The organism is Rossellomorea sp. H136, assembly GCF_056838065.1.
Map to the genome: position 1 here is coordinate 577,286 of NZ_CM166371.1, position 13,201 is coordinate 590,486.

15 protein-coding genes and 2 other annotated features are annotated in these 13,201 nt (G+C 41.1%); of the genes, 12 read left to right on the forward strand and 3 right to left on the reverse strand.

Translation table 11 applies throughout. From position 1 onward, the window contains the following. Window positions 1-101 precede the first annotated feature (101 nt). The 9 genes from ACYH0O_RS02945 to ACYH0O_RS02985 all read left to right on the forward strand — a co-directional run bounded on the left by ACYH0O_RS02945 (window position 102) and on the right by ACYH0O_RS02985 (window position 7,803). The gene (locus tag ACYH0O_RS02945; RefSeq protein WP_113968695.1) at window positions 102-302 is read left to right on the forward strand and encodes a hypothetical protein; all 201 of its coding nucleotides are present in this window, start codon (window positions 102-104) and stop codon (window positions 300-302) included. Window positions 303-594: 292 nt separating this feature from the next. Beyond that, window positions 595-1,146, forward strand: coding sequence for a sigma-70 family RNA polymerase sigma factor (locus tag ACYH0O_RS02950; protein WP_482631059.1), 552 nt, complete (start codon window positions 595-597; stop codon window positions 1,144-1,146). After that, window positions 1,139-1,777 carry a hypothetical protein gene (locus ACYH0O_RS02955; RefSeq protein WP_482631060.1) on the forward strand — a complete coding sequence of 213 codons (639 nt, stop codon included), beginning with the start codon at window positions 1,139-1,141 and terminating at the stop codon, window positions 1,775-1,777. Before ACYH0O_RS02950 ends, ACYH0O_RS02955 begins: the two co-directional genes overlap by 8 nt. A 51-nt stretch (window positions 1,778-1,828) precedes the next feature. Further along, window positions 1,829-2,077: a binding site (T-box leader), on the forward strand. Window positions 2,078-2,139: 62 nt separating this feature from the next. Beyond that, entirely contained in the window at window positions 2,140-3,351 is a 1,212-nt protein-coding gene (locus tag ACYH0O_RS02960) for an MFS transporter (RefSeq protein ID WP_482631061.1), read from the forward strand. A 27-nt stretch (window positions 3,352-3,378) separates the two neighbouring features. Then, the gene (locus tag ACYH0O_RS02965) at window positions 3,379-4,404 is read left to right on the forward strand and encodes a hypothetical protein (RefSeq protein ID WP_482631062.1); all 1,026 of its coding nucleotides are present in this window, start codon (window positions 3,379-3,381) and stop codon (window positions 4,402-4,404) included. Window positions 4,405-4,450: 46 nt separating this feature from the next. Then, window positions 4,451-4,655 (forward strand) — a binding site (T-box leader). A 179-nt stretch (window positions 4,656-4,834) separates the two neighbouring features. Continuing rightward, window positions 4,835-6,265 carry a proline--tRNA ligase gene (proS, locus tag ACYH0O_RS02970; RefSeq protein ID WP_482631063.1) on the forward strand — a complete coding sequence of 477 codons (1,431 nt, stop codon included), beginning with the start codon at window positions 4,835-4,837 and terminating at the stop codon, window positions 6,263-6,265. Further along, window positions 6,262-6,858: a hypothetical protein gene (locus tag ACYH0O_RS02975; RefSeq protein WP_482631064.1), complete on the forward strand. Its 597-nt coding sequence runs from the start codon at window positions 6,262-6,264 to the stop codon at window positions 6,856-6,858. Before proS ends, ACYH0O_RS02975 begins: the two co-directional genes overlap by 4 nt. Before the next feature lie 96 nt (window positions 6,859-6,954). Then, window positions 6,955-7,128, forward strand: a complete 174-nt coding sequence (locus ACYH0O_RS02980; protein WP_187443194.1) for a hypothetical protein — start codon at window positions 6,955-6,957, stop codon at window positions 7,126-7,128. Between the two features lie 117 nt (window positions 7,129-7,245). Then, window positions 7,246-7,803, forward strand: a complete 558-nt coding sequence (locus ACYH0O_RS02985) for a GNAT family N-acetyltransferase (RefSeq protein WP_482631065.1) — start codon at window positions 7,246-7,248, stop codon at window positions 7,801-7,803. 60 nt (window positions 7,804-7,863) lie between these two features. On the opposite strand, the gene ACYH0O_RS02990 is transcribed toward ACYH0O_RS02985, so the two are convergent. Further along, complete coding sequence (locus tag ACYH0O_RS02990) at window positions 7,864-8,760, reverse strand: LysR family transcriptional regulator (RefSeq protein WP_482631066.1); 897 nt, start codon at window positions 8,758-8,760, stop codon at window positions 7,864-7,866. 295 nt (window positions 8,761-9,055) lie between these two features. Between ACYH0O_RS02990 and ACYH0O_RS02995 the strand changes: the two genes are divergently transcribed. Beyond that, window positions 9,056-9,208, forward strand: a complete 153-nt coding sequence (locus ACYH0O_RS02995; protein ID WP_482631067.1) for a Spo0E family sporulation regulatory protein-aspartic acid phosphatase — start codon at window positions 9,056-9,058, stop codon at window positions 9,206-9,208. A gap of 40 nt (window positions 9,209-9,248) precedes the next feature. On the opposite strand, the gene moaA is transcribed toward ACYH0O_RS02995, so the two are convergent. Beyond that, window positions 9,249-10,262 (reverse strand): GTP 3',8-cyclase MoaA, encoded by a 1,014-nt coding sequence (moaA, locus tag ACYH0O_RS03000; protein ID WP_482631068.1) that lies wholly within the window; start codon window positions 10,260-10,262, stop codon window positions 9,249-9,251. A gap of 35 nt (window positions 10,263-10,297) precedes the next feature. Beyond that, window positions 10,298-11,092, reverse strand: a complete 795-nt coding sequence (gene fdhD / locus ACYH0O_RS03005; protein WP_482631069.1) for a formate dehydrogenase accessory sulfurtransferase FdhD — start codon at window positions 11,090-11,092, stop codon at window positions 10,298-10,300. A gap of 364 nt (window positions 11,093-11,456) precedes the next feature. Between fdhD and ACYH0O_RS03010 the strand changes: the two genes are divergently transcribed. Next, on the forward strand, window positions 11,457-12,716 hold the full coding sequence (locus ACYH0O_RS03010) for an L-lactate MFS transporter (RefSeq protein ID WP_482631070.1): 1,260 nt from the start codon (window positions 11,457-11,459) through the stop codon (window positions 12,714-12,716). A 74-nt stretch (window positions 12,717-12,790) separates the two neighbouring features. After that, window positions 12,791-13,150 carry a Na-translocating system protein MpsC family protein gene (locus ACYH0O_RS03015; RefSeq protein WP_149154350.1) on the forward strand — a complete coding sequence of 120 codons (360 nt, stop codon included), beginning with the start codon at window positions 12,791-12,793 and terminating at the stop codon, window positions 13,148-13,150. Window positions 13,151-13,201 lie beyond the last annotated feature (51 nt).

Below are 13,201 nucleotides of genomic sequence, written 5' to 3' on the forward strand. Positions count from 1 at the left end.
GGTTGGCTTTTTTATTTGGAACTCGAGATGTTTTCTATTGGAGGATGTATTATAATAGATGTAGTTTCAAAAATTTAGTAGTCTCAAAAGGAGATTCCATTATGTCGAATAATAATGATCAGCAAATACAGCCAGAAAAGAAAAAAATCAGCCTGCAGGAAGCGATGAAGCAGCAGCTGGCAAAGAAAAAAGAAGCCCAGGCAGGCGGCAAGCAAGCAACAGGCGGTTTAGCATCGAATCAACGCATGCAAAGTCAACAAACGAAGAAGCCTAGCAATACTCGTCGTAAGATGGGGAGTTAATGGGGGAGAGCGCTCGGGAATTGGGGAGTGCTCTTTTTTTGTTTTGGATGGTGTTTCTGGTGAGGTGGAACGGTGGGGCTCGGGGGGAGCGGTCGGTACAGCGCGAAACTTGTCACTATATGAAGAACGGTCGTTATCGTGAAAATGCGGTTGATATAATGAAAAACGGTCGATAAATCCATAGTCCACCTCATCATCCCGCTCAACTCCCTTCAAAAATCCAATCCCTCTAAAAAATCAAACTTTTTCCACTCCAAAGTCGTCAAAGTAGTAGAAAAGAGGTGATCTCCCTTTGAATGAAGAACAGGCACGTGAATACACTCAGTCGAAGGAAGAATTTCTGGAAGAAGTGATGAATAAATACGGAAAAGAGGTATTGTATATCGCTTATTCTTATGTGAAGGATCACAGTCTTGCTGAAGATATCGCTCAAGAGGTGTTTGTCCGACTTTATCAGCGGTACGATTCGTTTCGGGGAGACTCCTCGTTGAAGACGTGGATCATCCGGATTGCCATCAATCAGAGTAAGGACCATCTCAAGAAGTGGGAGACGAGGAAGCTGCTTTTTACAAATAAGCTGAGTGAATGGATTCAGGAGAGCAGGAGTCGATGGCCGGAATCCCAAACGATCAATAAAGAAACGGGCAGGGAGCTGCATACCAGATTATTATCTTTGCCGATCAAATACAGGGAAGTAATATTCCTGTATTATTATGAGGAACTGAAAATAACTGAAATTGCCGAGTGCTTGGAGATCAATATCAATACGGCTAAAACCCGTTTGAAAACAGGGAAAGAGAAACTACAAAAAATGTATCCAAAAGGGGTGCATCAGGATGGATAGAGAGCTTCAGCGACAAGTTAGAAAAATGACGGATGAAGGATTAAAAGGATTCGATTTTAATAATCAAATGAAATATCATGTAAGGAAAAGAGTAGCTGAAGGGAAGCAGGAAAAAGATTATCGGCGCAGGTGGTATGCGCCATTGATCAGTTTTGCCATTGTCCTCATCGTTGTATTTGCGTTTGCCGTAGTGAAGGGGGAGCAAATTGGAATCCTAGGTAGCGAGAAGCTGAGTGGTTTCTTCACGAATAAATCGAACTTTGATGTAGAGATTCGCTATGATGGGGGAACGACCATAAGTACGTTTACCGACACGATTACAAATCAAGATGGTGAGGAAAAAGCTCTAACCTTCACTAAAGACGAAATGAGTGAAATTTATTCAAAAATAGAGAGCCTGAATCTGAAAGGGAACAAACAGTTGACTTACCGGGAAGATTGCACCATTCTTTCCCTTGATCATTACAAGATGAAGATAAGAATGAATGACGATGAATATGAGTATTATCATTCAGATTGTGGAACGACAGCTGACAGAAGGGAATTCGACGAGCTGCGCAAACTCATCATCACCATCATCAAACAAAAACCAGGGTACAAAGAAATATTGAAACAAAATCTGACGATGTGAATTTTCCATTTACTTCCTTCCCCAATCATGCTATCATGATAAAAATTTCAATTAAATGCCATGAAGAGAAGAGTAGATATCCTGAATTCTTTAACAGAGAGCTCCGGCAGCTGAAAAGGAGCAAGAGGGACGGTATTGAACCAAGACTCTGAGCAGTGCATCGGAACCTTTCCTGGGGATGGTGTGACGGGATCTCCCGTTATCGGGCTAGGGTATAAGTCAGTTGGCCGTACCCGAAAAGGTTAGTATGGCGACATGTTAACGAACTGGGGTGGCACCGCGATATATCTCGCCCCCAAGATCAACGTCTTGGGGGTGGGATTTTTTTGTTTCACAAAACATATCGCGGGGAGGAATAACCAATGAGGAAGTGGAAGTATCCTTTATTGCTGCTAGCAGGTATCGGGATTTCGAATGTAGGAGGGTGGATTTATTTAATCGCCCTTAATTTGATTGTATTGGACGAGTGGGGATCACCTCTGGCCGTGGTGATTCTATATGTGTTGAAGCCTGTGGCGGCCCTTTTGACAAATGCATGGTCTGGAAGTTTGATTGACCGGGTCAACAAGCGGAATCTGATGGCGGGGCTTGATTTTTTCAGAGGGGTGTTGATTGGGGTACTGCCTTTTCTTTCGTCGAGTTGGTGGGTGTATGCGTTTGTGTTGATCATCAATATGGGAAGTGCCATGTTTTATCCGGCATCCATGGCGTATATCACGACCTTCATTCCACGGGGGAACAGACAGCGATTCAATGCTCTTCGGGGGCTGATCGGATCTGGTGCGTTTCTCATTGGACCGGGAATTGCCGGACTGATGTTCATGATGGGGACACCGACGTTTGCCCTTTATATGAATGCAGTGGCCCTCTTTTTATCAGGATTGGTCACCCTCTTTCTTCCGAAGCTTGAGGATGGGATCCCCGTTGATACACGTGATACCAAATGGGAGGTCATCAAAGGGGATTGGCGGGTGGTGTGGAGGTTCAGCCGGCGCACCGCTTATGTGATGATCCTATATGTCTTGTTCAGTTGTATGTTGGTGATGACGGCGGCGATTGATTCCCTTGAGGCGGCATTTTCAAAAGAGGTGCTGCATCTATCAAACAGCACTTATGGATTTCTCGTGAGCATTGCAGGGGGAGGGTTTGTACTGGGATCGATCCTGAACACGGTCCTTTCCCACAGGCTCCATCATATGCATCTTATGGGGGTTGGTTCCCTTGGGGTTTCGGCTGGATATCTGATGTATTCTTTTTCAAATGGTTTCTTGTTAGCGGCGATCGGGTTCGCTGTTTTATCCTTCGCACTGGCCTTTGCGACGACAGGGTTTGAAACCTTCTATCAAGAACACATACCCGCGCAGATCATGGGGCGGGTTGGCAGTATATATGGATTGCTGGAAGGGGTACTGGTCATCCTTTCCACGGTACTTATTGGAGTGGGAGCCGAAGTGGTGTCGATCCGTTTTGTGGTGTTATCGGGGGCGATGATCATGGCAGGCGTTACAGTGGCTCTATGTGTGTTTTCCATGAAAAAACGGTTATATAATTATTCTGAATGTTATAATAAATAAAAAGAACTAAAAAGGGGGTTCACGGGGATGAAGATGACGGCAGATCAGTACTGGGACCGGTGGGAAGAGTTGATGCAGCGGGAAGAAGCAAGTTATGAGAAGTGGAACGGTTTAGAGGATCTGTTGTTCATTGCGCAGAAAGAAAAGGACCTCTATAGGGAGTTTTGCTGCCGGTTCGGGATTATGAGGACCGTCAACTATCTTGGGGAGTATGAGGAATTATTCGATCATTTTGAGTGGTGCAACGGCTTCTTTTTAGATAATGAAGAGAATCTGCAGGATTGGGTGGAAAGCTTCTTCTGGATCTATAAATGGATGGCGGAGCATCTGGTGAAGATGCCCGGCATTGACACGGAACTGTTAGATGCCTTTTTCAGTGACTTTCAAGAAGCATATGACCGTTATGGCTATAGTCTGCGCCCCTTTTATCAGCATCAGCATAAACGTGCGTTGAAAACAGGGAATGTAGAGGAAGCGGAAGAGTATTATCAAAAGTGGATGGCAGCGGAAAGGGATTCCCTTTCGGACTGTGAAGCCTGTGAATACCAGACACAGCTTGAGTATTTTTATTTAACCGGGGAAAAGGAAAAAGCCCGCCCCATTGAAATGCTTATATTATCAAAGGAAGTGACATGTGGTGAAATCCCCCACTTGACCTATAGTAAGCTGCTCTTACCTTATCATGAAGATGGTCAAGTGGAGGAAGCCTCGCGCTATCAGTCGGAAGGATACTTTTTCATTTATGATAAGCCACACTTTTTAGTCGAAGCTTCCGAACATATCAGGTTTCTTGCCTTAACGGAACCTGTCAGAGGAATTAAAGTTTTAGAGCGTCACATCGAATATGCGGATAGTGGGAAGGATCCTTATGGGATGTTTTACTTTTATATGAGTGCGATTGTTCTTCACAGTAAGCTTGTGGAAGCCGGCCATCGTCCGGGATTTGCCATTGATGTGATGTGTGAGATTGCGGAAGAGATAGCAGGGGATTTTGATGAGAGGAATGGAAATGAATTCTTTAGTCGGGAGATGGAGAGGATTTATTCTTTGTAACAAATATTGACAGCCTCTGCATATCTATATATAATCATCTAAAATAACTGAAACATTGCCGAGGATCAGTAAAGGGATCTTGTCTTTTCAGAGAGGGAGCGGATTGGTGAAAAGCTCCCATTGATGAACCTTTGAACCTGCCTCTAAGTTCTGTATCGAATGAAGATATCAGCGGTCCGATACCGTTATCATGGAATGAGTGTAAAGCTTTGCTTTGAATCAGGGTGGTACCGCCAGAAATGGTCCCTGATGAGAAGCGGGGCTTTTTTTGTTTTATGGGTGATGGCGATTCACTGATAAAATGAAATTTCGCTGATAAATTCGGGATTTCGCTGATAAATTCAGGATTTCGCTGATAAAACGAAAATTCCGCTGATATATCCAAATTTCGCTGAAAAAACTAATCCAACTAAAAATGAGGTGCACACCAATGGCTAAAGAATTTGTAAAAGATGTAACGGGCATGGAGGAAGACTTCGCCCAGTGGTATACGGATGTCGTGACAAAGGCGGAGCTGATCGATTACTCAAGCGTCCGCGGGTCGATGATCATCAGACCTTACGGATACGCACTTTGGGAAAATATCAAAGATGCCCTTGATGCAAAAATAAAAGAAACAGGGCATGAAAATGTGTATATGCCACTATTCATACCGGAAAGCCTTCTTCAGAAAGAGAAGGATCATATCGAAGGCTTCGCGCCTGAAGTGGCATGGGTGACTCATGGAGGAGAAGAGGAGTTAGCGGAACGGTTATGCGTGCGTCCGACGTCAGAGGTATTGTTCGGGGAGCACTACAAAAACATCATCCATTCCTACCGTGACCTGCCTAAGCTTTATAACCAATGGGCAAATGTGGTCCGTTGGGAAAAGACGACCCGTCCATTCCTGAGGACATTGGAATTTCTATGGCAGGAGGGTCATACATGTCATGAAACAGATCAGGAGGCTCATGATGAAACGGTGAAAATGCTGGAGGTCTACGCGGAGCTTTGTGAAGAGCTGCTGGCGATCCCGGTCATCAAGGGTCAAAAAACAGAAAAAGAAAAGTTTGCCGGTGCGAAATATACGTATACAATCGAAAGCCTGATGCATGATGGAAAAGCCCTGCAATCAGGAACTTCCCATCATTTAGGTGACGGGTTTGCAAAAGCTTTCGGCATTCAATTCACCGACCGTGATGGGAAGCTTCAACACGTGCAGCAAACATCCTGGGGATTCACAACCCGCATCATCGGTGCCATGATCATGGTCCACGGGGATGACCGTGGCCTGGTCGTTCCACCGAGGATTGCGCCGACTCAGCTGATGATTGTACCAATTGCCCAGCACAAAGAAGGCGTCCTTGATTTTGCCTATAACTTGAAAAGCCAGCTTGCCGGCATTGCCCGCGTTGACATCGATACGAGTGATAAAAAGCCGGGCTGGAAGTTTAATGAGTATGAAATGAAGGGTATCCCACTTCGCCTGGAGGTCGGTCCACGGGACATCGAAAACGGGCAGGTCGTACTGGCGAGACGTGATACAGGTGAGAAAGCCACGGTCGCGATGGAAGAACTGGATGTGAAAGTCACTGAACTTCTGGAGGACATTCAACACAACCTTTTAGAAAAAGCGAAAGCTCATCGGGATGAAAAAACAACGGTAGCGAAAACGTTTGAAGTATTCAACACGACGGTTAGGGATAAAGGCGGATTCGTCAAAGCGATGTGGTGCGGGGACAGAGCTTGTGAAGATAAGATCAAGGAAGAAACAAGTGCCACCTCTCGATGCATGCCGTTTGAGCAGGAGCAGGTGTCGGATACATGTGTGTGCTGTGAAAGGGATGCGAAACACTTGGTTTATTGGGCGAAGGCATATTGAAGAAGGGAAATGTCATTCTTGTATTGTCCTTAGTAAGCAGTGTGATGATGGTGGCACTGGCGTTTTTTCAGTGGGAACTCGTCCACATCCTGACTCCGTTCTTGATGCCTTTTCTTTGGTTGATGGCAGGAGGTTTTTTCCTGGTCATAACGATTTTCGCTTTTATAACCGTTTTTAAAAACAAGAACTGGAAACCGCTCTTCATTCAAGTACTGACCGTTATCTTCATGATTTTTTTCCCTTTCACAAAGGTCATATTGGAGATGGATTTCAAGAGAAATCATAATGATCGAATGAGTGTGGTGAATAAAATAAATGAAGGGGCAATTACCCCGAATGTACCCTACAATAACTCTATCATTCACCTCCCCGGGGAATACCATGGTGTGTCTAAAGGTGGAGGCGATATTCTAGTAGAGAAGAAGGAGAAGGATATGAAGGTCCTTTTCTTTACCTTTCGGGGTATATTGGATAGTTTCTCCGGGTTTGTCTATTCGTCATCAGGGGAGAGACCCCGTACATGTGACTTTGGAGGGGAATTCAACGAGATAGAAAAGTTGGATGAACACTGGTATTTCGTGAGTTCCGGATGAAAAGAGGACTTTCGAACCTTTCCGCCTTTTTTCTCCCTAAAGCCTTCTTTTTCCCGTGTTTAATTAATAAACATAGGTAAAGGAGGCATCGATTATATGGAATTTGAACTCATCCTTGTTTTATTCATGGCAGTCGTGGTAATCAGCCTTTGGGTCGTGCATTCCAAGCTTAACCGGATCACCGAGCATGTGCAGCAGTTGGATGAAGAATACTTGTCCGATGAGCAGATTGAGAAGGAATTAGAGGAAGAATGGTATAAAGACAAGTAATGATGAGGGCGTTTCTCAGCAGAGGGACGCCTTCCGTTTTTTTGAAAAAGGACTACCATTCTAAATGGCAGATTGATACTATTAATAATAGAAATAAACGAAAAGGGAGGGGCAAGGATGAAATATAAGGACTTAACCATCGAAACACCAAGGCTGGTCATCAGACCCTTTGTAAATAGGGATTACCCAAACTGGTTAAGGGAACATCTGAACAGGCTCCCATCCCAGCATAAATATGACGTTGGCTATCAGGACATGAGTGAGTGCACGGAGTTTTGGTTCCGGGAGATGCTTGTGAAGCATGATGAGATGATCAATCGGGACCAGGTCTATATTCTGGGGATCTTTCTTAAAGATAGTGGCGCGAATATTGGGACCATCGACTTTTCCACTCTGATGCGGTACAACTTTAACTGGGGCAGGGTCGGTTACACGATACATAATCGTTACTGGAACCGTGGCTACGGGAAAGAAGCGGTGAAGGCAGCCCTTCAGTTGGCTTTTGTGAAATTGAATTATCACCGGATCGAGGCCCATATCAATCTGGACAACGCGCCTTCGATCAGACTTGCAGAAAGTGTCGGCATGCAGTATGAGTGCACGCGGAAAGGATTCATTTATGAGTTTGGGAAGTGGACGGATAATCTGGTGTATTATCTGAATGCAGGGGAGTAGGATGTTTCAGCCCAATAAAACGATGAGAGCTTAGTAGCCATCATCGTTATTTATAGGGGGTTACGATTCATTTAATATAAACATCACCTTTTTTTTAAACTCCTCTGCTTCAGCGGAGATACCTTTTGATTTAGGAATTAATGTCCAAAACTGGTGATTGATTATCTCAGGATTTTTCAAAGGAATGACAGCCAAATTCCCGTTTTTCACGTCTTGATTATTTTTGAAAGTAAAATTATAGATCAGACAGGAAGCATGTCCATCTATAATCGCGGCTCTTAACACTTCAATATTATTTGAAGTGAATAATATAGGTACTTTTGTAAAAAGTTCCGTATTGAATGTGATGGATCGATTTGAGCTGTACATCACCATTTTCTCATTTTCTAAGTCTTTTAGTGTAATGAAATTTTTATAGTAGAGGTGTGACCGACTGCTCACACATACACAAATGTAGCCGGTATATAGTGAACGAAAACGTATGAAGTTATGAACATTAGAAGTTGCTGGATCCTCTAGACTAAAGGGGGAGAATGCAATATCAATCGTCTCGTCTTTCATTGCATTCAACATTTCATCTATATTCATCTCCTTTATTTCAATATGAACATACGGGTATTCCTTATTAAATAATAAAAAAGCATCATAGACAATGTAAGTCAATGATGGAGCGCATCCCACCCTGAGTGATTTTTCCTTTTTCTCAGTTGAAAATTCATTATACAACTCATCGATTTTCGTTAGAATTTCATTTCCGATACGAATGATCTTTTTTCCGTCCAAAGTTGGGACTGTGCCTTGCCTTGATCGATTGAAGATCGTTATGCCCAACTCTTTTTCTAGTTGAGAAATAGATTGACTCACTGCCGATGGTGATAAGTGCAGATTCGCAGCTGCTTTGGTAATAGATCGTGCTTTCGTAACCTCTAAAATATATTTAATTTGTTCAATGTTCATAAAAAGCAGCTCCAATTTATAGTTAAGTAGAAGTTAATAAAGATTCAATATTATTAAATTTACTTTAATATTTAATCATTTTATACTATATAAGGGCTAAATTACTACAAATATTGCAATCAATTGAAATGAAGTCAACTAATAATTTGTAAAGAATAGTATAGATGGAAATCAAACGCAAATAAGGGATGGGGAAAAAGCGAGGTTACATTAGATCAGGGTAATTGGAATGATGACAAAAATGGTATTCCACTATAGTTACAAGGGTAACAATTCATGGATATCGGAGGAACAAATGTTGAAGGAATGTGAGTTGCAAAGGCGTATAGAAGGAATGAGAAAAAAATTAATTCAAACGGCTAGTAATTACGGATTAAATAGTAAGAGAACGATTAAAATAAGTCAAGAACTTGATAGCCTCCTGATTCTGATACAAAAAAAAAGATGAAAAAGAACACATTTCATCTTTTTTATGATATCAATATAATTTAACCTCCAATATGGTGCATTTCAACTTTCTTTCGATCGGTAGCCTTAATTTCACGCTCTTCTGAATAACGGTCGTGACGTCCTCTCCATATATTCTTTACTTCATCAGCTGTAGTGGTATCTGTTAAGTCAGAGCGGACAAGTGCTCTTAAATCATGCCCTTTTGATCCGAACAAACAGGTGTACAATTTCCCTTCAGCTGATAGACGTGCTCGATTACAGTTAGAGCAAAATGCGTCAGATACGGAAGAAATTACTCCAATTTCTTCAGAGCTCCCCACATATCGAAATCTATTCGCAACTTCACCTATGTAGTTCGGCTCTATAGGTTCTAGAGGCATCACTCGATGAATTTCTTCTATGATCTGTTTTTTAGAATATACATCATCAAGTTTCCACTTGTTTGAATTTCCCACATCCATATACTCAATAAACCTTAATATATGTCCTTCTTTTCTGAAGAATTTAGCCATGGGAACAATCTCATGATGGTTCATCCCGCGTTTAACGACCATATTAATTTTCACCTTCAGCCCAGCGTTAGAAGCGGCTTCAATTCCATCTAACACAGTTTGAACCGATATCCCTCTTCCATTAATCTTTCCAAATACTTCATCACTTAACGAATCAAGGCTAATAGACACACGATCAAGACCTGATGCTTTCAAGTCATTTGAAAATTTTGGTAACAAAGATCCGTTCGTTGTCATTGCGATATCATTCAAGCCGTCAATTTGCTTTAATTTTTGAATTAGAACAGGTAAGTCCTTTCGCATCAAAGGCTCTCCACCAGTAATACGAATTTTTTTTACACCAAGATCTTTAACAAATATTTTTGCTAACTGCTCAATCTCTTCGAAAGAGAGTAATTGTTCCTTTTGGAGAAACGGATAATCAGGTCCGAAAATCTCTGCGGGCATACAATATGTGCATCTGAAATTACATTTATCCGTAACTGAAATCCGCAAATCACGAAGAGGACGTTTTAAAGTGTCAAGAACGGGTTGATTCATGTTGTTGTTCCCCCTTTCATTTTTGATCATATCGATTATGGTTGATCTATTATTCGTTGAGGATGTGAATAAACATTGAATGATTTTCCACGTATGAAACCAACTGTAGTGATATTTAAATCTTCTGCAAGTTTAATGGCTAGATCTGTAGGAGCGGACTTGGAAAGAACAATCCCAACTCCAATTTTTGCAGCCTTTAATAAAACTTCAGAAGAGATTCTACCACTGAATACTAATATTTTATCTCGAACGGCTATTTTGTTTATTAAGCTATATCCATATAATTTATCAAGGGCATTATGTCTTCCAATATCTGCTCGATCAACGATTATTTTATTAGGGGTACAAAGTGCTGCATTGTGCACACCACCCGTATTTTTAAAAACATGACTGTTTTCCTGCATCATAGTCATAAGGAGAATACATTGGCTGGCATGAATGGTCGTTTTTATCATCGATGTTTTAGCTGTACGAACATCGTTTTGAAGATAAAACTGTCTACTTTTCCCACAGCAAGATCCGATAAAACGTTTAGAAAATTGCTTTTGGCTTGTATCGATCTTTGATTTTAACTTTACGTAAGCAAAGCCTCCATTTTCATCTATACTTAAGTCTGTAATATCATCTTTGAAAAAAATGGCACCTTCTGAGCCTAAAAAGCCTACGACGAGTTCCTCTAAATGAGTAGGTGTACACACCATTGTGGCAAATTCTTCTCCATTGATGAAAATGGTTAGGGCAAATTCTATTACTATGTCATCTTCAAAATCTTTTAATCTACCATCTACATATTTCAAAATAGGCCTTTTTTGGCTCATATTCTGATCCATATCATCACACCCAATGTATAGTTAATAATAATTAGTAACATCTAAACACAAACAATTTGATAAAACAAGTGACAAAGTTTAATGATATTTTTCAAATATTTAAAAAAATGTTGAAAATGTAAGCATTTTCATGCTATTATTCTAACAAGTTCACAAGTCTGTAACATAAATTTGATACGAGATAGCGATCCTGTCTTCGGTTATATTTATGAAGGGATTTGGTAAAAGATTTTAACTGTTGGGCCAATAGTAGCGAATCCTGCTGTTTCTTAACCGTTAATCTTCAAAAAAGGAAATGCTTTTTGCATTTTTTTTGGAGGTTAACGGTTTTTGTTTGGAAAAAATAGAAGAGGGCGTGGAAATCATGCAACAAAAGACTAAGAATAGATGGTTCATTGCAGCTTCTGCTGTAGGAATTCACATTTCAATTGGATCAGTATATGCTTGGAGTAATTTTACAACTCCACTAATGGAAGAGTTTGGATGGACGGCAAAGCAAGTGCAATTCACATTTAGTTTAGCTATTTTATTCTTAGGTTTATCTGCAGCTTTTATGGGACACTTTGTTGAAAAGCATGGACCGAAGAAATCGGGGTTAGTTGCTTCGCTCTTCTTTGGCATTGGTATCGTTGGATCCGGAATGGCAGTTAATGTAGGTTCTTTAAATTTACTTTATTTGTTCTATGGTGTGTTTGGTGGAATTGGGCTTGGCGTTGGGTACATTGCCCCTGTATCAACCCTCGTAAAATGGTTTCCAGATCGCAGGGGACTCTCAACCGGTCTTGCCATCATGGGCTTTGGTTTTGCCGCTGCAATAGCAAGCCCAATTATGAATGACCTGATCACTAGTGTAGGTATTGCAAATACGTTCTTTATTCTTGGGGTTTCCTACTTTATTATCATGTCTTTATCTTCTCTGTACTTAGCAAAACCAGCTGAAGGGTGGCTACCAAAAGGATTTAGTGCAAGTGGGAAGAAAATTGCCCAAGATTTATCTCAATTAACGGCGAATGAGTCAATAAAAACGAAACGGTTTTATTACTTATGGATTATGTTATTTATTAACGTAACATGTGGGATCGCAGTTATTTCGGCTATGAAACCACTTGCAGTAGAAAGTATTGGATTAACAAAAGAAGCGGCTGCTGCATTGGTAGGTGGTTTAGGTATTGCGAATGGACTTGGACGAATTGGTTGGGCATCAATTTCAGACTACATCGGAAGAGCAAATACATATACAGCGTTCTTTTTACTTCAAATTCCCATCTTCTTCTTCCTGCCTAACATTACAACACAATCCATTTATGCGGTAATGGTTGTGATTGTATATGCATGCTATGGTGGAGGATTTGCTTCTATCCCTGCCTTTATTGGAGATTTATTCGGAACGAAACAACTCGGAGCCATTCATGGTTATATTTTAACCGCTTGGGCGGCAGCGGGGCTTGTAGGACCGCTATTTGCGGCTTATATCAAAGACTCAACAGGAAGCTATGCAGGGAGCTTGACGTTCTTTGCAGGATTGTTTGTTGTCGCCTTGATCGTTTCTCTATTAATTCGAATCGATATTAATAAACTACGTGCACAGAATAACAAAAAAATGAAAAACACAGTTGCCAGCTAAGGATAAATATTCTAATATTCTGAAAGAATGTGATAAAATATTTATACACATAACTGTTTTAGCAGGGGGACCCAATGAATAAGTATGAAGCAGAATTCAGCAACTTAGTCCGATCTTTCAGAAAAAAGCATATGGGAAAAGGTCCAAGTAAAATCAATACGACATTCTGTAAAAATTGGGCGATTTGTGAGATGGAAGGGAATCTGTCACCTGTTGAAAAATTCATTTCAGGAACAGATAAGGGAAAGCAAATTCTAAAATCTGCCCGAACAGAAATGGTTAAGGACTTGTACCGGAAAAATCCTCCTAAAGAAATGGAAGAGTTTCTTGGATGTGCCTTTGTTGATTTATTCGTAGACATAGATATTGATAGAGATTTCGGAATGTCTATTTTCATCTTTAATGAAAACATCGAAATGAAGTATTGCAAATAGAATAACAGGTTTGGCACTTGGTAGCGTCCCTGCTAAAGACTTGACCACCGT